General features: G+C 50.3%; 14 protein-coding genes. 9 read left to right on the top strand and 5 right to left on the bottom strand.

Annotated elements, in window-relative coordinates; translation table 11 throughout:
• The first annotated feature begins 82 nt into the window (after positions 1 to 82).
• Both mog and ABLV11_RS24445 read left to right on the top strand, forming a co-directional pair.
• Entirely contained in the window at positions 83 to 670 is a 588-nt protein-coding gene (gene mog, locus ABLV11_RS24450) for a molybdopterin adenylyltransferase (protein WP_004108410.1), read from the top strand.
• 120 nt (positions 671 to 790) lie between these two features.
• Positions 791 to 2,101: an MFS transporter gene (locus ABLV11_RS24445; RefSeq protein ID WP_348855927.1), complete on the top strand. Its 1,311-nt coding sequence runs from the start codon at positions 791 to 793 to the stop codon at positions 2,099 to 2,101.
• Between the two features lie 47 nt (positions 2,102 to 2,148).
• Here ABLV11_RS24445 and satP read toward each other — a convergent pair whose 3' ends face one another.
• The 3 genes from satP to ABLV11_RS24430 form a co-directional block, all read right to left on the bottom strand.
• Entirely contained in the window at positions 2,149 to 2,715 is a 567-nt protein-coding gene (satP, locus tag ABLV11_RS24440) for an acetate uptake transporter (protein WP_004110413.1), read from the bottom strand.
• Positions 2,716 to 2,804: 89 nt separating this feature from the next.
• On the bottom strand, positions 2,805 to 3,554 hold the full coding sequence (msyB, locus tag ABLV11_RS24435) for an acidic protein MsyB (RefSeq protein ID WP_004108405.1): 750 nt from the start codon (positions 3,552 to 3,554) through the stop codon (positions 2,805 to 2,807).
• A gap of 28 nt (positions 3,555 to 3,582) precedes the next feature.
• Complete coding sequence (locus ABLV11_RS24430) at positions 3,583 to 3,987, bottom strand: DUF2541 family protein (protein ID WP_348855925.1); 405 nt, start codon at positions 3,985 to 3,987, stop codon at positions 3,583 to 3,585.
• A 386-nt stretch (positions 3,988 to 4,373) separates the two neighbouring features.
• On the opposite strand from ABLV11_RS24430, the gene dnaK reads away from it, so the two are divergent.
• The 4 genes from dnaK to ABLV11_RS24410 all read left to right on the top strand — a co-directional run bounded on the left by dnaK (position 4,374) and on the right by ABLV11_RS24410 (position 9,098).
• The gene (gene dnaK / locus ABLV11_RS24425) at positions 4,374 to 6,290 is read left to right on the top strand and encodes a molecular chaperone DnaK (protein WP_004108401.1); all 1,917 of its coding nucleotides are present in this window, start codon (positions 4,374 to 4,376) and stop codon (positions 6,288 to 6,290) included.
• A gap of 87 nt (positions 6,291 to 6,377) precedes the next feature.
• On the top strand, positions 6,378 to 7,511 hold the full coding sequence (gene dnaJ, locus ABLV11_RS24420; protein ID WP_004108399.1) for a molecular chaperone DnaJ: 1,134 nt from the start codon (positions 6,378 to 6,380) through the stop codon (positions 7,509 to 7,511).
• 167 nt (positions 7,512 to 7,678) lie between these two features.
• The gene (locus tag ABLV11_RS24415) at positions 7,679 to 8,626 is read left to right on the top strand and encodes a LysR family transcriptional regulator (protein WP_004108397.1); all 948 of its coding nucleotides are present in this window, start codon (positions 7,679 to 7,681) and stop codon (positions 8,624 to 8,626) included.
• Positions 8,627 to 8,750: 124 nt separating this feature from the next.
• Positions 8,751 to 9,098 carry a phage holin family protein gene (locus ABLV11_RS24410; protein WP_105889666.1) on the top strand — a complete coding sequence of 116 codons (348 nt, stop codon included), beginning with the start codon at positions 8,751 to 8,753 and terminating at the stop codon, positions 9,096 to 9,098.
• 76 nt (positions 9,099 to 9,174) lie between these two features.
• Here ABLV11_RS24410 and ABLV11_RS24405 read toward each other — a convergent pair whose 3' ends face one another.
• Both ABLV11_RS24405 and ABLV11_RS24400 read right to left on the bottom strand, forming a co-directional pair.
• Positions 9,175 to 9,708 carry a glycoside hydrolase family 108 protein gene (locus ABLV11_RS24405; RefSeq protein WP_024273704.1) on the bottom strand — a complete coding sequence of 178 codons (534 nt, stop codon included), beginning with the start codon at positions 9,706 to 9,708 and terminating at the stop codon, positions 9,175 to 9,177.
• 16 nt (positions 9,709 to 9,724) lie between these two features.
• Positions 9,725 to 10,168, bottom strand: a complete 444-nt coding sequence (locus ABLV11_RS24400; protein ID WP_004108388.1) for a transcriptional regulator — start codon at positions 10,166 to 10,168, stop codon at positions 9,725 to 9,727.
• 389 nt (positions 10,169 to 10,557) lie between these two features.
• Here ABLV11_RS24400 and ABLV11_RS24395 point away from each other — a divergent pair, with 389 nt between their 5' ends.
• From ABLV11_RS24395 to ABLV11_RS24385, 3 genes are all read left to right on the top strand, one after another.
• A complete protein-coding gene (locus ABLV11_RS24395) occupies positions 10,558 to 12,672 on the top strand; it encodes a glycosyl hydrolase family 18 protein (protein ID WP_126488405.1) in 2,115 nt (704 codons plus the stop codon).
• A 91-nt stretch (positions 12,673 to 12,763) separates the two neighbouring features.
• Positions 12,764 to 15,823 (top strand): chitinase, encoded by a 3,060-nt coding sequence (locus tag ABLV11_RS24390; RefSeq protein ID WP_348855921.1) that lies wholly within the window; start codon positions 12,764 to 12,766, stop codon positions 15,821 to 15,823.
• 311 nt (positions 15,824 to 16,134) lie between these two features.
• Complete coding sequence (locus tag ABLV11_RS24385) at positions 16,135 to 16,851, top strand: winged helix-turn-helix transcriptional regulator (protein ID WP_224250590.1); 717 nt, start codon at positions 16,135 to 16,137, stop codon at positions 16,849 to 16,851.
• The last annotated feature ends 188 nt before the right edge of the window (positions 16,852 to 17,039 follow it).

Genomic DNA, 17,039 nt, shown 5'->3' with positions numbered 1-17,039 from the left:
GCCCGTCGGCCACATTAAACTGTCTGCCTTGCTCCCCTCGGTGTATTATTCTGGCTATTAATACTGTTTGAACGGAATAATCATGAACACCTTACGAATCGGCTTAGTTTCCATCTCCGATCGCGCCTCCAGCGGCGTCTATCAGGATAAAGGCATCCCGGCGCTCGAAGAGTGGCTGGCCCGTGCGCTATCCACGCCTTTCGAATTGCAAACCCGCTTGATCCCGGATGAACAGGTTATTATCGAGCAAACGCTGTGCGAACTGGTTGATGAAATGGGCTGTCATCTGGTCCTGACTACCGGTGGCACGGGCCCGGCTCGCCGTGACGTGACCCCGGATGCGACGCTGGCGATTGCCGATCGGGTGATGCCAGGCTTTGGCGAGCAAATGCGCCAGGTGAGCCTGCATTTTGTGCCGACGGCCATTCTTTCTCGCCAGGTTGGCGTTATTCGCAAGCAGGCGCTGATCCTTAACCTGCCCGGGCAGCCGAAAGCGATTGAAGAAACCCTGGAAGGCGTAAAAGATGCTGAGGGTAACGTGCTGGTGCACGGAGTTTTTGCAAGTGTACCGTATTGTGTACAGTTGCTTGAGGGGCCATATGTCGAAACAAACGGCAATGTTGTAGCAGCTTTTCGCCCTAAAAGCGCGAGACGTGAAACATTATCCTGAATTTAATGCATTCCTGAAATAACCTGCAACATCAGTGGTGTGTTGTTTTATTTACGATATAGTGTTTTTTACTTTACACACTGCGTAGAATCTCTTCACACCTCTGGATGATTGCTCGTTATGTCACACTATACCCGACCCCTGAACCGACAGGATTATAAAACCCTGACGCTTGCCGCGCTTGGCGGCGCGCTGGAGTTTTATGATTTCATCATCTTTGTTTTCTTTGCCGCCGTTGTCGGCGAGCTGTTTTTCCCGGCGGATATTCCTGAGTGGCTGCGACAGGTACAAACCTTCGGCATTTTTGCGGCAGGCTATTTAGCGCGTCCTCTTGGCGGCATCATTATGGCCCACTTTGGCGATCTGGTTGGTCGTAAGAAAATGTTTACTTTGAGCATTTTACTGATGGCGCTGCCTACGCTGGCGATTGGTCTGCTGCCTACCTACGCGTCGATGGGCATCGTGGCGCCGATTTTGCTGTTGCTGATGCGCATTCTTCAGGGCGCAGCAATTGGCGGCGAAGTTCCCGGCGCCTGGGTCTTCGTTGCCGAGCATGTACCGGAAAAAAGAATAGGTATCGCCTGCGGTACGCTGACTGCCGGTCTGACGGTGGGTATTTTACTCGGTTCGGTCGTCGCGACGCTGATTAATACGCACCTCACCCCTCAGGGTATCCACGATGGCGGCTGGCGTATCCCGTTCCTGTTAGGCGGCGCATTTGGCCTCGTCGCCATGTATCTGCGCCGTTGGCTTCAGGAGACGCCGATTTTCCTCGAAATGCAGCAGCGTAAGGCATTAGCGCAGGAGCTGCCGGTTAAAGCCGTCGCGCTGAAGCATCAGAAGGCGGTTGTGGTCTCAATGCTGCTGACCTGGCTGTTATCCGCAGGCGTGGTGGTGGTGATCCTCATGTCTCCGGTCTGGCTACAAAAACACTACGGCTTTGCTCCCGCCATCACCCTGCAGGCGAACAGCATCGCTACCATCATGCTCTGTATCGGCTGCCTGCTGGCAGGCCTGGCCGCCGATCGTTTTGGCGCCAGCCGCACGTTTATTGTCGGCAGCTTATTCCTCGCTGCGGCAAGCTGGGCTTTCTATCATCTTTCCGGTGATAGCCCGCAGCGCCTGTTCCTGCTCTACGGTACGGTGGGGTTATGCGTTGGCGTGGTCGGGGCGGTTCCGTATGTGATGGTGCGCGCGTTCCCGGCGGAGGTCCGATTTACCGGTATTTCGTTCTCTTATAACGTCTCTTACGCCATCTTTGGCGGCCTGACGCCGATTGCGGTGACCATGCTGATGGGCGTTTCGCCGATGGCGCCCGCGTGGTACGTGCTGGCACTGTCGTCTATGGGATTGGGGTTGGGGATCTGGCTGCGTCAGGGACTGGATCAGCAGGTTGCAGCGCCGAAAGCTGAACTGCAGCGTCTGCCTTAAATCAAGGTGACTCATGTCGCCGCTCGTGAACGAGCGGCGACAATGAATTAATGCTTTTCGCCGATTGGCAGAACGGTGCGGCCAAACTGCTCGTTCAGCACTTCACCCATCGCCAGATAGATGGCGCTGCCGCCGCAGACCAGACCCACCCAGCCAGCGATCTTCACAATGCCTTCGTTATCAGCCAGGTGGCCAATCGCCAGCAGAGCGAACAACACGGTCAGGCTGAGGAAAACAAACTGCAGCATACGTGCGGCTTTCAGAGTGCCAAAGAACATGAACAGGGTGAAAACGCCCCACAATCCAAGGTACATACCGAGGAAGTGTGCATCAGGCGCTTCAGCAAGGCCCATTTTCGGCATCAGAAGAATGGCAACCAGCGTCAGCCAAAAAGCGCCGTAAGACGTAAATGCGGTTAAGCCAAAAGTGTTGCCTTTTTTAAATTCCAACAGGCCGGCAAAAATCTGCGCAATGCCGCCATAAAAAATGCCCATCGCCAGGATAGCTACATCAAACGCGAACAGGCCGCTATTTGCCAGGTTAAGCAGAATAGTGGTCATGCCGAAGCCCATAAGGCCCAGCGGTGCCGGATTAGCCAACTTAGTGTTGCCCATAATTCCTCAAAATAATGATTAGAAAGGGAAGCATTCCCCGCCGTCTCTGCGTCGGGGCGCGGCATAATAATTAGGCGTTACGATACTGTCTATGATCTGGCGGGGTATTTTTCGCCAATTTCATTTTTTCCCTGATGAAGTCTGGTCATTTGCCTTAAACAGGCAATATGCAACACGGCTGGAATGGTCACCCGATATGCGCTGCCGCTCACGGCTTTTACCCCATTAAACGCGGCGCCGAGCGGTCCGCCAAGCCCTGCTCCGCGTACCAGCCCGTGGCCGATGACGCTCACCGCGGCGTGGGTGCGGAGGATCTTCGTCAGTCGGGTTTCAAGAAGATGCGAGACTCCCTGCGCTAACTTATTTGTCTGAAGCAGATGGGGAAGCAGCTCTTTCTGCTCTTTGACACGACACTCAACGGCACTAAAGAAGTCGGCTTTTTGCCGCTCATCCATCTTTTTCCAGCTATGCTCCAGAAAGTGTTCCAGGAGATGTTGTTCTATTTCCGGGGTAGAGGCTTGTTTATCGGTTTTGATTTTTAGTCTCTTGCAGACGTCCAGCAAAATTTCGCGATAGAACTTGCCATGACGACGCAGCGTGTTGGCGATGCTATCACCGCCAAAGTGCTGGAGTTCCCCGGCAATGAGCTGCCAGTTGCGGCGATAGCGCTCAGGGTGTCCTTCCATCGCCTGAAAGGTTTCATTACGCAATAGCGTACTTGAAAGCCGGGGTTTTCCATTCTCATTGTGAGTCAGAATTCGAGTGAATGTTTCCAGATGCTCTTCGCTGCAGCGATGCAGAAAAGAGAGGTCTTCATCATCCAGATAATTAATCTTCATAAGCGTTTTGATAATGTGAACCGGAATATTAATCGTCGCCGATAATTTTTAGCGAGGCCATATCGGAAGAGTTAATGGTGTGACCAGAAAAAGCGATTTTTTTAACGCAGCGTTTGTTGTCGTTGTCGCTATTAATATTAATCCAGCCGGTCGTTTCCCCTTCTTTTATAGTTGACGGGACGCTGAGGATTTGGCTGGTGCTGTTGCTGACTTTGAAGTACACCGTTGCGCCGGACAGCTGGACATCGCCGCGATCGGCAGTCAGCTGGATACGCTTAATTACCCTGCATATCGGTAGCTTCAGGGTGAGATCGTTAGTCTCATTTCGCGGCATGGCGACAACCCCTAAAATTTTATGATCGTTAGCGGACGCCGACGCGACTAACGTTGCGCTCAAAAATAATCCTGCTGATATATGAATCAGTGATTTCATGAGGATTTCCTGATTATTAGATGGGTTATTAGGACGACGCATTTTATCACTGGAACTTTATTGTATTTAGCACGTAATGATTGCGGATTATGTCAATTACGGTGTGAATGTATTTAGGTTTAATTATAATTTTAAATTATGTAATGGGCGTTTTTAGCGCGGCATTTCGCGCGTTTTCGGCTGTCGGGATGTACCCGGCGACGCGGTCAGAGTAAAAATTTTTTGTATCCCCCCCTTGATGAAGTCGCGGGTGACCCCATCTTGTAGTCAACCGCAGTGAATGAACCTGAAAAAAAAATGATGTCTGGGTAGTTGAAACCGCACGTTTCGCCCTTATTACAGGTTCACAACCACATGTTGACTGAATTTTTAGTGGAGACGTTTAGATGGGTAAAATTATTGGTATCGACCTGGGTACTACCAACTCTTGTGTAGCGATTATGGATGGCACTACTGCACGCGTGCTGGAGAACGCCGAAGGCGATCGCACCACGCCTTCTATCATTGCCTATACCCAGGATGGTGAAACTCTGGTTGGTCAGCCGGCTAAACGTCAGGCAGTGACAAACCCGCAAAACACCCTGTTTGCGATTAAACGCCTGATTGGCCGCCGCTTCCAGGACGAAGAAGTCCAGCGTGACGTTTCTATCATGCCGTACAAAATCGTGGCCGCAGATAACGGCGACGCATGGCTTGATGTGAAAGGCACCAAAACCGCACCGCCGCAGATCTCTGCTGAAGTGCTGAAGAAAATGAAGAAAACGGCTGAAGATTACCTGGGCGAACCGGTAACTGAAGCGGTAATCACCGTACCAGCTTACTTCAACGATGCTCAGCGTCAGGCAACCAAAGACGCCGGCCGTATCGCAGGTCTGGAAGTCAAACGTATCATCAACGAACCGACAGCCGCTGCGCTGGCTTACGGTCTGGATAAAGAAGTCGGCAACCGTACTATTGCGGTATACGACCTTGGTGGTGGTACTTTCGATATCTCCATTATCGAAATCGACGAAGTTGACGGTGAAAAAACCTTCGAAGTTCTGGCGACCAACGGTGATACTCACCTGGGCGGCGAAGACTTCGACACCCGTCTGATCAACTACCTCGTTGACGAGTTTAAGAAAGATCAGGGCATCGACCTGCGTAACGACCCGCTGGCGATGCAGCGCCTGAAAGAAGCCGCTGAGAAAGCGAAGATTGAACTCTCTTCTGCTCAGCAGACCGACGTGAATCTGCCGTACATCACCGCAGATGCCACCGGTCCGAAACACATGAACATTAAAGTGACCCGTGCGAAACTGGAAAGCCTGGTAGAAGATCTGGTTAACCGTTCCATCGAGCCGCTGAAAGTTGCTCTGCAGGATGCTGGCCTGTCCGTGTCTGACATCAACGACGTTATTCTCGTTGGCGGCCAGACTCGTATGCCAATGGTGCAGAAGAAAGTTGCTGAGTTCTTTGGTAAAGAGCCGCGTAAAGACGTTAACCCGGACGAAGCCGTGGCCATTGGCGCAGCTGTCCAGGGCGGTGTTCTGACCGGTGAAGTAAAAGACGTACTGCTGCTGGACGTTACCCCGCTTTCTCTGGGTATCGAAACCATGGGCGGCGTGATGACTGCGCTGATCAACAAGAACACCACTATCCCAACTAAGCACAGCCAGGTGTTCTCTACTGCGGAAGACAACCAGTCTGCGGTAACCATCCATGTGCTGCAGGGTGAACGTAAACGCGCATCTGATAACAAATCTCTGGGTCAGTTCAACCTGGATGGGATTAACCCGGCGCCGCGCGGCATGCCGCAAATCGAAGTCACCTTCGATATTGATGCCGACGGTATCCTGCACGTTTCCGCGAAAGACAAAAACAGCGGTAAAGAGCAGAAGATCACCATCAAAGCCTCTTCTGGCCTGAACGAAGAAGAGATCCAGAAAATGGTTCGTGAAGCAGAAGCTAACGCGGAATCTGACCGTAAGTTTGAAGAACTGGTTCAGACCCGTAACCAGGGTGACCATCTGCTGCACAGCACCCGTAAGCAGGTTGAAGAAGCGGGCGATAAACTGCCGGCTGACGATAAAACAGCTATCGAGTCTGCATTGACCGCGCTGGAAACTTCCCTGAAAGGTGAAGATAAAGCCGATATTGAAGCGAAAATGCAGGCGCTGGCCCAGGCTTCCCAGAAGCTGATGGAAATCGCTCAGCAGCAGCACGCACAGCAGCAGGCTGGCGGCGCTGACGCTTCCGAGAGCAACGCGAAGGACGACGATGTTGTTGACGCTGAGTTCGAAGAAGTGAAAGACAAAAAATAATCGCCCTTTGAACGGGTAAAACACTGGCACGGGCGAAGAGGTTTCCTCTCCGCCCGTGCACGCATGTTAAGGGGCTGAAAAACACCAATGGCAAAGCAAGACTATTACGAGATTTTAGGCGTTTCCAAAACAGCGGAAGAGCGTGAAATCAAAAAGGCGTACAAGCGCCTGGCCATGAAGTATCACCCGGACCGCAACCAGGGCGATAAAGAGGCAGAATCAAAGTTCAAAGAAATCAAAGAAGCGTATGAAATCCTGACTGATGCCCAGAAGCGTGCAGCTTACGATCAGTACGGCCATGCTGCGTTTGAGCAGGGCGGTATGGGGGGCGGCGGCGGTTTTGGCGGCGGCGCGGATTTCAGCGATATCTTTGGCGATGTTTTCGGCGATATTTTCGGCGGCGGACGCGGTCGTCAGCGCGCATCGCGCGGTTCGGACCTGCGCTATAACATGGATCTTACGCTCGAAGAAGCCGTTCGCGGCGTAACGAAAGAGATCCGTATCCCGACTCTGGAAGAGTGCGACGTATGTCATGGCAGCGGCGCCAAAGCGGGCAGCCAGCCGCAGACCTGTCCGACCTGCCACGGGGCAGGCCAGGTTCAGATGCGACAGGGCTTCTTCGCCGTTCAGCAGACCTGTCCGCACTGTCAGGGACGCGGTACGCTGATCAAAGATCCGTGCAATAAATGTCACGGTCATGGCCGCGTCGAGAAAACGAAAACGCTGTCGGTTAAAATCCCGGCGGGCGTTGATACCGGCGACCGTATTCGTCTGGCAGGTGAAGGTGAAGCCGGCGAGCATGGCGCACCGGCAGGCGATCTGTATGTTCAGGTTCAGGTTAAGCAGCACGCCATTTTCGAGCGTGAAGGAAATAATCTGTACTGTGAAGTACCGATCAACTTCACTATGGCTGCTCTCGGCGGTGAAATCGAAGTCCCGACGCTGGACGGTCGTGTAAATCTTAAAATACCGGGCGAGACGCAGACCGGTAAGCTGTTCCGGATGCGCGGTAAAGGCGTGAAGTCCGTTCGCGGCGGCGCGCAGGGCGATCTGCTGTGCCGCGTGGTCGTCGAAACGCCGGTTGGCCTGAACGATAAACAAAAGCAGCTGCTGAAAGATCTGCAGGAAAGCTTTGGTGGCCCAACGGGTGAAAAGAATAGCCCGCGCTCCAAAAGTTTCTTCGATGGCGTGAAGAAATTTTTCGATGATTTGACCCGCTAATTGCATTTCATTTTCAGTCTTCCACTAAGCCTGGGCCTTCGCGCTCAGGCTTTTTTCTATCCACAGCCCCTATCTTTTTAATTAACCTATTATTTATAAGGGCTAAGAATTGATTTATTTTGAGTATTATCTATATTGCTTTTTTCGTTTTTAGAGGCTGACAGCGGATGGGATCGAAAGGTGCCAACAAGGATTTTGATTACAATTTAATCAAGACCCTTGACGCTGTTATTTCAGCTGGAAATGCTGCCAAAGCAGCAAAAAAACTTGGTATCACTCCGGCGGCGGTCTCGTTGGCGCTTCGCCGTTTACAGAGCTATTATCAGGAAGAGTTGTTTATCCGTGGTAAAGATGGCCTGTTACCCACCGCTAAAGCGATAGAGATCCATCAAAATTTCCGTCAGGTTATGGAACTGATAAATAGTACCTTTATTCCCGAGCATAAAGGGAGTCGTGATGCCCGGCTGACTATTTTAGGCGGTGATATCGTTGAGGCTTACTATCTCTCACAGCTTTATGCCGGAGATATCTTTGAACGGGTATTACTCAACCATTATTCATCAAGAAATCTCTCTCGTGAGATGATGACGGAGCTACTGCTTACAGCAGAATGTGATGTTCTGATTGGTACCGAGCCGTTGAACGTCCCCGGGATTGATAATCAACTGATCGATAGCTTCAAAAGCTTTGTCTGCATTTTTGCCAGTAATCATATCTTAAGTACCTTGCCTCATCTTTCATTACATCATTTCTATTCCTCCCGTCATGCGATGTATCAGCCGGGCATGCACTCCCCGATGATTATTAATGATAAGGGTCTTTTTAAAGATGATCTTTATTATAAAGGGTCACGTATTATTGGCTATCGTAGCGACTCCCTCAATGGCCTGATGAGTATGATTGAACGTACTTCATTAATAGCCCTGATGCCGTTGAAATTGGCGCTATTCTATAAAAATCAGCGTAAATATGATATTAAGTTTGTGCAACCGCCACCGGAACTCACTTTTAAATCTATACAGATTTATGCATCATGGAACAGAAACAGTAAAAATATATCAGTGATAAATGAAATTGTTTCCATGTTACACACTCTGTCATCATTTCGTCGCTGAGGAGTATCACTTCAAACGATATAGTTAATATGGTTTGGTTTGATGCTCTTTGATTACTGGTAAATAGCTAACCTATTTACACTTATTGGGTACCATTTTGTACGCCTTCATCAAGGAGTGTTCTATGTCTATTCCAAATCATTTGGCGACAACGGAAGTCGTTTTGCTGGAAGTCGAAATTTTTATCACCATTATTGCTATCGGAGCCTGGGGCGGGTTTGTTAGCTACCTTATCCGGCGTGATAAGCAAGAAGGTGATGATCATTCCCATAAGGGCATCATGCACTGTTTAACCCAGGTTGTGATTTCCTGTTTTACTAGTTTTTTGCTCAGCGCCGTGGCGATTGAAAAAGAGCTTAGTTTTAATATGGTGTTGCTCGCCGCGGGTCTTGGCGGGGTATTTGCAGGGCCGATTTTGAAAATTCTTGGCGAGAAGATTAAAAAGGCTCTGGAAAATGCAAAAATTCATTAAGTGATGTCCAGTCTATATTTATGCTAATAAAAGTCTCGTCCCTGAGTCTTTTATTAGCTGTATTGCTACGATGATCTCAGGTGATTCTGGCCTTCATCCAGCCATAAATAAACTCTTCATTACCTTTGTTTTTTTCTGTGATATCCAGATAGTAGGCTCCCTGGCTGCAGTTGAGCGCTTTTATCAGCACTTCTTCACCCTGTTTGCCCCTTAAGGTCAGAAAGTGATTGAGAGCGGAGAGGGTCCGAGGGCCAATCTTGCCATCGGTTTTGATATCCTGGTAACTTTTTTCTTCCCGGTTTAGCGCGTTGAGCCAGCGCTGTAGCCAGACGCAAGGATAGTGGGGGCCAATATTGACTGCGGCATCGCAGAGTTCGAAAGAAATGGGCCAGGATATAGTTGAGATCTGCTCAAATCCGGGTTTGATCCAGTAATCCTCTTCGAGGATAGAAAATGCTTCAGCTCGCGTCAGGTTGATCATCTCTCCTGTATAACCATGAGCTCGGGCCGTTGCCTCAGTGATCCCCCAGTTGGTGGCTCCACCTTTATCTTTAGGATTGTTGGTATAGCCGCCTTCCATTACTAAAATACCATCAATAATCGGGTTCATTTTTCATTTCCTTGAATTAATGAATGTGCAGGTACATCACCGTACCGAGGGTCACAGAAAACACGGTGGTTAATGCTGCCAGCGTCTTTCTGAACACCTGTCGTTTTGTTCCTTTCTTTTCGCTCTCCATGGCTTTAATAGGAATCTCTTTATTAACCTGAATGCCCTGTCTTGGGATGGTGATAAACAGGTCATTTATCCCAAGGGACTTCAGATCTCTTCTGATTAAGTAGAGTATTTGCGTTAAATTTGCGTCATTCACAAAGTGACTACGGCTTCCCCATAATTCTGAAGTTATTTTTTGCCGTTCAATAATATCCATATTTGCATTTTCGATGATGAAGCTCAGGCACTTCGCCCTCATTGCCGTCATTTTAATGACCTGTGAGTTTGAGGTGGTTCTCAGCTCATACTTTCCTTCGTTGTAAACGCAATTATCATTGATGAGATAAGTTTTCATGTTGTCGTCCTTTAGATATATAGATCCTGATTGCGTGGGTTCAATATATTGTACGAGAATTGGCTTAATCTATTACTTGTCATTCGTATTATTCTAATGTCATTTGATGATGAGAGCTTAATCACATAATCTCATGTAAAGTAAATGATATTTAACCCACTGATAAATGAGATTTAATGTGCTGCTGATGTTTTCGCCATGATTTTGCTGAGATACGTATATCCGCTGATGATTTAAGAATTACCGCCATCATTTTTCTCGCATAAAATAGCGTGAATGAGATGTTGAAAACATGATGTTATGTGATTAGCCATTGTCTCGTAAGCATTGAATTATTGGTCCGGCAGAACGAACTGCGACAATTTTTCAAGCTTAAAAGGAAATTAATAATGGCTACTAGCAAACTGATTCAGGGCGATACGCTGACCGAAACCAGCAACGCCGCAGACGGCTTTAACCCAGCGAAAGAAGTCAGCGCATACAGCTATACTTCTGCTCGCGTCGCGAAGCCTGTATATAACCAGTACAAGTCTTCCACGGCTAAGCCCAAAGTATTCGGCTACTACACCGACTGGTCCCAGTATGATGGTCGCCTGCAGGGAGACGATTCGAAAGATAACCGCGGTCGCGGTTACGATCTGACCAACGTCGCGCCTACCGCTTACGACAAAATCATCGTCGGTTTCGTCGGCGTCACCGGCTTCCATAAAGTGGATGGGATGTACCGCGATGTGGTTGCCGAAGGCGCTGAGCAGTGCGGAAAAGTCAAATATGAGCCGACCTTCCTCGACCCGTGGGGCGATTTCCAGTCCTACGTTAACGTTGGCCACTCCGTCAGCGGCTGGGACGTCGATCCGAAAACCGTCACTCAGGCGAATGCCAAAGGTCTGCTCGGCGGCCTGCGCGATCTGCAGGCTAAAGCGAAGCAGCAGGGTCACGATCTGGTGCTGTCCATGAGCATCGGCGGCTGGACCATGAGTAACGGCTTCCACGAAACTGCAGCTTCTGATTCCGCCCGTAAAACCTTCGCGAAAGGCGTGGTAAAACTGTTCAAACAGTTCCCGATGTTCAGCGAAGTGGATATCGACTGGGAATACCCGAACGCGGAAGGCGCGGGCAACCCTTACGGCCCGGAAGACGGCGAAAACTATGCGCTGCTGATCGGCGAGCTGCGTAAGCAGCTGGATTCCGCCGGTCTGAGCAACGTCAAAATCTCCATTGCCAGCTCCGCGGTAGTGAAGACCTTCGATTACTCCAACGTGAAAGCGCTGCTGCAGGCCGGTCTGTACGGCATCAACGTGATGACCTATGACTTCTTCGGTACGCCGTGGGCGGAAACCCTGACCCATCACACCAACCTGAACGCGCTGGAAGAAGGCAGCTGGGCGGTCAATACCATCGTCGACCATCTGCTGGCCGAAGGTTTCCCGGCAGACCGCATTAACATTGGCTATGCCGGTTATACCCGCAATGGCCGCAGCGTTGAGCTGGAATCTCTGTCTCCGCTGAAAGGCTCCTATAACCCGGGTACCGGTACCACCACCGGTACCTTCGAATCCGGTACCACCGAATGGTATGACGTTATTTATAACTACCTGGACCTGGAAAACCAGAAAGGCCGCAACGGTTTCAACGTCTATACCGACCAGGTGGCCAATGCGGATTACCTCTACAACCCGGAAAGCAAACTGTTCATGTCTCTGGACACGCCGCGTTCTGTTAAAGCCAAGGGCGAGTACGCCGCGAAGCTGGGGCTCGGGGGAATGTTCACCTGGACTATCGACCAGGACAACGGCGTGCTGGTGAACGCCGCGCGTGAAGGTCTGGGCTATGAAATAGCTTCTGAAGTTATCGATATGGAGCCGTTCTATTTCGAAGGCATCAACGTCGATCCGGCAGATGAACAGGATGACGATAGCGTTCAGCCTGAACCGGCGATCAACCACGCGCCGAAGGCTGCCATTGAACTGCGCGTTGTGGGCGGTTCTACCGTACAGCTCTCTGGTGAAGGTTCCTCTGATGAAGATAAAGACGAGATTACCTGGAGCTGGGGCGTTCCTTCTGAAATCAGCGTGGCAGACAAGACCAGTGCCGTCATCGAGTTCGTCGTTCCGGAAGTGACCGTTAACACCAACTTCCAGTTCACCCTGTTCGTTCGTGATGCCTGGGGCGAGCCTTCTTCCCAGCAGCGTTATGTGCTGGTTGCCGTTCCGTCGGCGTCTCAGGTGCAGCCTGAGCCTGAAGAGGACGATACCGTGGTTCCGGTAGAGCCTGTCGAACCGGAAGAAGACACCACACCTGCGGAAGATGACACTTCCACGGATGACGCGACGACGCCTTACCCGCTGTGGGATGCCAGCACCATTTATGGCGGCAACTGGGGCACCTTTGAAACCGTCAGCTGGAAAGGCCATAACTACCAGGTGAAATGGTGGTCTCTGGGCGACCAGCCGGATCTGAACTGCGCTGCGGGCCAGGCATGGACTGACCTTGGTGCTTACTGATCCTTTTCGTTAAGCGAAAAATAGTGGGCTAAAAAATGCAAGCCCCGGTTTACCGGGGCTTTTTTCCACCAGGGAATGAGGAATTTTGTCAATGACGGTCTCGATTAAAAACAGCCAGATCGATGTGAACAGCTGGTATCAAAAAATCACCTTAACCATCACCAATGAAAATAACAGCGCCGTGGATATCAATCATGCGGCCATTGGTTTTACCGGGTCCGGACATCAGGATCCGTGGGGCAATTTTGGCGGTACGCTTAAAGGGAATATGCCCCTCACCTTAAGCGGTAAAGCGCAGGGAACCCTCGACGTCAATGAAATCATTATTAATAACAGCCAACCGCTGCTACTGCAGCCCGGTGAAAGCGGCACGTTATTCTTCAGCTTTGCCGCCACTCAGGTGCCGGTCAAAATCTCAACTTTTAGCTTAACCCTGGCCTCATCTGCGCAAGATGATAGCGCTGATGAATCTGCGGAAGAAGGGCTGCCGGAACCTGAAGCCCCCGTCGATGATCAAACTGATGATGTCGCGCCTGAACCGGAAGAGATTATCCCTGACGATGAGGGTACGGATGAGATGGCTCCTGAGCCTGAAGAGCAGGACGATGATGCGGTTGTGGAAGGAGAGGGAATGACTGTTGTCGCAAGCCCGCTGAGCACGACCAGCTGGTATCAACGGGTGACTCTGACGCTGACCAACCTCTATGCCCAGGCTATCGACCTTAACCAACTTAAGCTGCAGTTTACCGCCAGCGCGCATCCCGATCCTTACAGCGCGTTCAGCGGATCTTTGCTCGGCAACAAGCCCGTAACGTTGGGCAGCGACGGCGGTTGGCCAATCGAAAAGAACACGATTACGATAAATAATGATGGGCAATTCTGGCTAAAGGGCGGCGCAAGCGCTGAGCTGCAGTTCTATCTTTCCGCTACCCAAACTCCGGTCACTATGAGCGGCTTAACGGCAATCCTCGCGCACGACCCAGGCCGTCAGGGCAAGATCAATATTCAGTTCCCTTCGTTAAAACAAAACACCACCCTGAAGCCGACGATCGACCTGTTCTATCCGGATGCGACTTCACGACGCTTTGCAGGCGAGTGGGGAGAGACGCTGACCATCAGCGATCTTAGCGCGGGTGAGTACACGATCGCTGTGCTGGAGCTGAGTAATGATGATATGCGGATCGTACCCGTTGAATCGACGTTCAGGCTGAAGCTGGCTGGCGGATCTGACTGCCAGACCTGTCAGGTCGCGTATCAGGCGCCGGTACAGTTTGCTTCAGTACGCCTTATCGTCGATGCCCCTGAGTTTGCCGGCGCGGAAATGGTGGTTGAGCTGTGGTCGGAATCTGGGGTATGCGAAAGAACCCTGACGATGCCCGTCAACCAAATACAGCTGGTGGATCGGCTTATCGCCGGTCACTGCTACGAGATTGGCTTACAGCCGACGGTAATCAATAACCAGATGATTAGCCATCCCGCCAGACCGACGATTTTTACCCCTGAGCAGGGCCAGGTGAAAGAGGTGAGCATCGGCTTCCAGCAGACCGGGGTTGATAGTCATGATTTTGTCGAAGTTCAGGTGACGATACTAGGTTTACCTGAGGGCGTATCGCCTCAGCGCTATCGGTTCTGCTGCGGGCAATATCAATATACCGTGATGCTGGAGAGCGATGCCCGTCTGCAAACGCTGGCGATGCATCTGGCTCCCGGACAGTATAGCGTTGAGACTCCCGATGTTTACGTCGCCGGTACACCGTGGCGCTGTGAACAGGATGCGCCGCTGCGGCTGCTGAAAAGCGTCAATCATATTACGCTCGAGTTTGTGCAGGGCGTTCCACTGCAGGTTAAAGGCTGGCCGGACTATCTTGCCCACGGCGGGGTGACGGTGAATGCCGCGGATACCGTATCGCTATATCGCGACGTCCCTTTTAGCGCCCTGTTTAAATATGATGGTTTTGACGGCGGCGGCGACCCGATACCGGCGGCGGAAGTGGATAAAAACGGTGACGGCTTCCTTGATTATGACTCGCTGCCGATTCACAAAACCGTTCCGCTGGTGCGTGAGATTGAAAAAGAGGCGGAACGCTCCGTGATGCCGGTCATGGTGGTTTATACCGCTAACGCCAGCGGCGGCAGCGCGCTCTCGGATCTTCAGGACGGACAGCGGTTACGTAACCACTTTGGTAACTTCATCACCCAGTGTCTTGCGGCGCAGTCCTGGAAGGACGACCAGCACGCCGTTCCCGCCACCTTTGGGCTGAATCCGGATTTCCTTGGCGCGATACAGCAGGAGCCGTACGGCTATACCGCGGTACGTAAAGCGAATAGCGTACAGGTTAACGTTCAACTGGCGGCGGCGATTAACGCTTTGCCTGCTCTTCCGGGATTCAGCGCGCCGCTGTTGCCGACGTTTTCTAACGATCTTTATGGTTATGTCCAGGCGATTAACTATATTGTGCGCCAGTTTGCGCCGGACGTGGCCTTCGGCTGGCAGACCAACGTCTGGGCGACGGGAACGGCAGACTGGGTACTCAGAGCAAATGCCGATCCTGTTGCCCAGGGGACAGAGATAGCCAGCTTTATCAATGAGCTGGGAGTGTATAGCGGTGAGTATGCGCCAGATTTTATCGCCTTTGATAAATTTGAACGCGATTGCTTTAGCCCGGATGCATTAGCGCACTATGGCTGGAACGCGACCTGCTGGTTTAATTATTTAGGGATGGTAAAACAAGCGGCTAAAGACCTGCATAAACCGGCTATGCTATGGCAAATCCCGGGGGGCCATATGCCAACCGTAGACGAAGGCAACAGTAAAATTGCCGCCGCGCACTACGCGTCGGGTGGAAGCTTCTTTATGGGCGATGTGCGTATTGGCAGCGATCTCAATACCATCGCTTCGGATCTGTTAAATACGACGGTGAATAGCGCTACTTATGGCGTAGCGACAGTCGGTGACTTTTTACGCCAGGATAATGGCTACGACTGGGGGCAGATGCAGGCGTTAAATCTCCCTGACTATAACGTTTTCTCGGTACTTTGGGGCGGAGGCTCAACGGTAAGTATTACGACGATTCACTCTAACGGTGAAGATGGCGGTTGGCTGGCAGAAAAAATGGTGGAATATTACTCAGCGCCAAAATATTTTAGCTAATCTCTTTTCTTCCTCTGTTATGTAGTGAAAGAACATCGTCTTGCTCATAGTGATTCAGAAAGTTTAATATTCTGAATCACTATTTTTTATGAGGTTTTTTATTTTGCGAAAAATAGTTTCATTTGTAATTTTATTTTCCTGTTAATATTATGTTTTGAGAGTTAATAGAGCTTGTTGATATTCTTATTAAGAATTTACTCATCGTGCTAAGTATTGCGTATTTGTGCGGGTTTGGTACAGATATACTACCAGGTGGTTTTATTTATAATTAATTGAAGACACCTTTCATTAAGTATATGTTGGGTTGACCTATGATTATGGTTTTTAATGAAAAAATGAAAGTTGATGTTGCTGAAAACGATAATGAGAATACCTTACACTCATATTTATTTTCCCAGCAGGCTAAACCTTATGCAGCGCTTGATGCGCTCTTCTCCGCATTATGGTCTTTTGGAAAGCCTTTTAATTTAAATCCTGGCGATGAGTTTTTACTGAATTCTTCCGGAGAAAGTAAAATAGTTCTTCTGCAGTCCGGAATTTTTTCATTTTGCCGCTGCGGCAGCGGACTTCATGTATGTTCCGCTTTTGCGCCCTCTATTGTCGGATTAGTTGACAGCTACGGGGTGACCTACGATGTTCCGACCCGACCGGAGCACTTTCTGGTGGCCGAAACCGAGTGCAGTGGACGTGCGGTTTCTTTGCCCGACTTTATTAAGACCGTCGATGAGTGCGATCTGTGGCACGATGTCGCACGAATACTTGCCTATCGTCTGATGGTGATGAGCGTACGGGATCGGGAGCTGGTTGGTGTGGATTCTTATCTGAAGGTGCGCGCATTATTAATCGAGCTTTGGGCTTATGCCAGCGAATACCGACAAAGTATTAACGTCCTTAACTTTATTCAAAGACGAACGGGCATATCCCGTAGCCGTACGATGAAACTCCTCTCTGAACTTAAGAAAGGGGGTTACATTAGTATTGATGGCGGTCGTTTATTAGACATGAAGAAATTACCGACAGCCTATTAATGATGTTGCATAAAAGGTGTTTTTTTACATCAATTAAACACCTTTTAAAAAATATTACGAACGGTTGCCTTTCGTGCATTCACGTATTAATTAAAAAGTCAATAGTCCTGATGGCATAGGGTATGCCTCACGTCTATAGCTCTTTTAAAACATGGGGTTATCTGTAGTCCTATAAAAACAGCAGGTGA

Source organism: Klebsiella sp. GW_Kp181, assembly GCF_040062315.1.
Classification (GTDB): Bacteria; Pseudomonadota; Gammaproteobacteria; order Enterobacterales; family Enterobacteriaceae; genus Klebsiella; species Klebsiella oxytoca.
This window is presented reverse-complemented; position numbering and strand designations above follow the sequence as displayed.

Coding starts and splice junctions, on each gene's coding strand:
- mog (WP_004108410.1), top strand. CDS start 83: ATGAACACCTTACGAATCGGCTTAGTTTCCATCTCCGATCGCGCCTCC.
- ABLV11_RS24445 (WP_348855927.1), top strand. CDS start 791: ATGTCACACTATACCCGACCCCTGAACCGACAGGATTATAAAACCCTG.
- satP (WP_004110413.1), bottom strand. CDS start 2,715: ATGGGCAACACTAAGTTGGCTAATCCGGCACCGCTGGGCCTTATGGGC.
- msyB (WP_004108405.1), bottom strand. CDS start 3,554: ATGAAGATTAATTATCTGGATGATGAAGACCTCTCTTTTCTGCATCGC.
- ABLV11_RS24430 (WP_348855925.1), bottom strand. CDS start 3,987: ATGAAATCACTGATTCATATATCAGCAGGATTATTTTTGAGCGCAACG.
- dnaK (WP_004108401.1), top strand. CDS start 4,374: ATGGGTAAAATTATTGGTATCGACCTGGGTACTACCAACTCTTGTGTA.
- dnaJ (WP_004108399.1), top strand. CDS start 6,378: ATGGCAAAGCAAGACTATTACGAGATTTTAGGCGTTTCCAAAACAGCG.
- ABLV11_RS24415 (WP_004108397.1), top strand. CDS start 7,679: ATGGGATCGAAAGGTGCCAACAAGGATTTTGATTACAATTTAATCAAG.
- ABLV11_RS24410 (WP_105889666.1), top strand. CDS start 8,751: ATGTCTATTCCAAATCATTTGGCGACAACGGAAGTCGTTTTGCTGGAA.
- ABLV11_RS24405 (WP_024273704.1), bottom strand. CDS start 9,708: ATGAACCCGATTATTGATGGTATTTTAGTAATGGAAGGCGGCTATACC.
- ABLV11_RS24400 (WP_004108388.1), bottom strand. CDS start 10,168: ATGAAAACTTATCTCATCAATGATAATTGCGTTTACAACGAAGGAAAG.
- ABLV11_RS24395 (WP_126488405.1), top strand. CDS start 10,558: ATGGCTACTAGCAAACTGATTCAGGGCGATACGCTGACCGAAACCAGC.
- ABLV11_RS24390 (WP_348855921.1), top strand. CDS start 12,764: ATGACGGTCTCGATTAAAAACAGCCAGATCGATGTGAACAGCTGGTAT.
- ABLV11_RS24385 (WP_224250590.1), top strand. CDS start 16,135: ATGATTATGGTTTTTAATGAAAAAATGAAAGTTGATGTTGCTGAAAAC.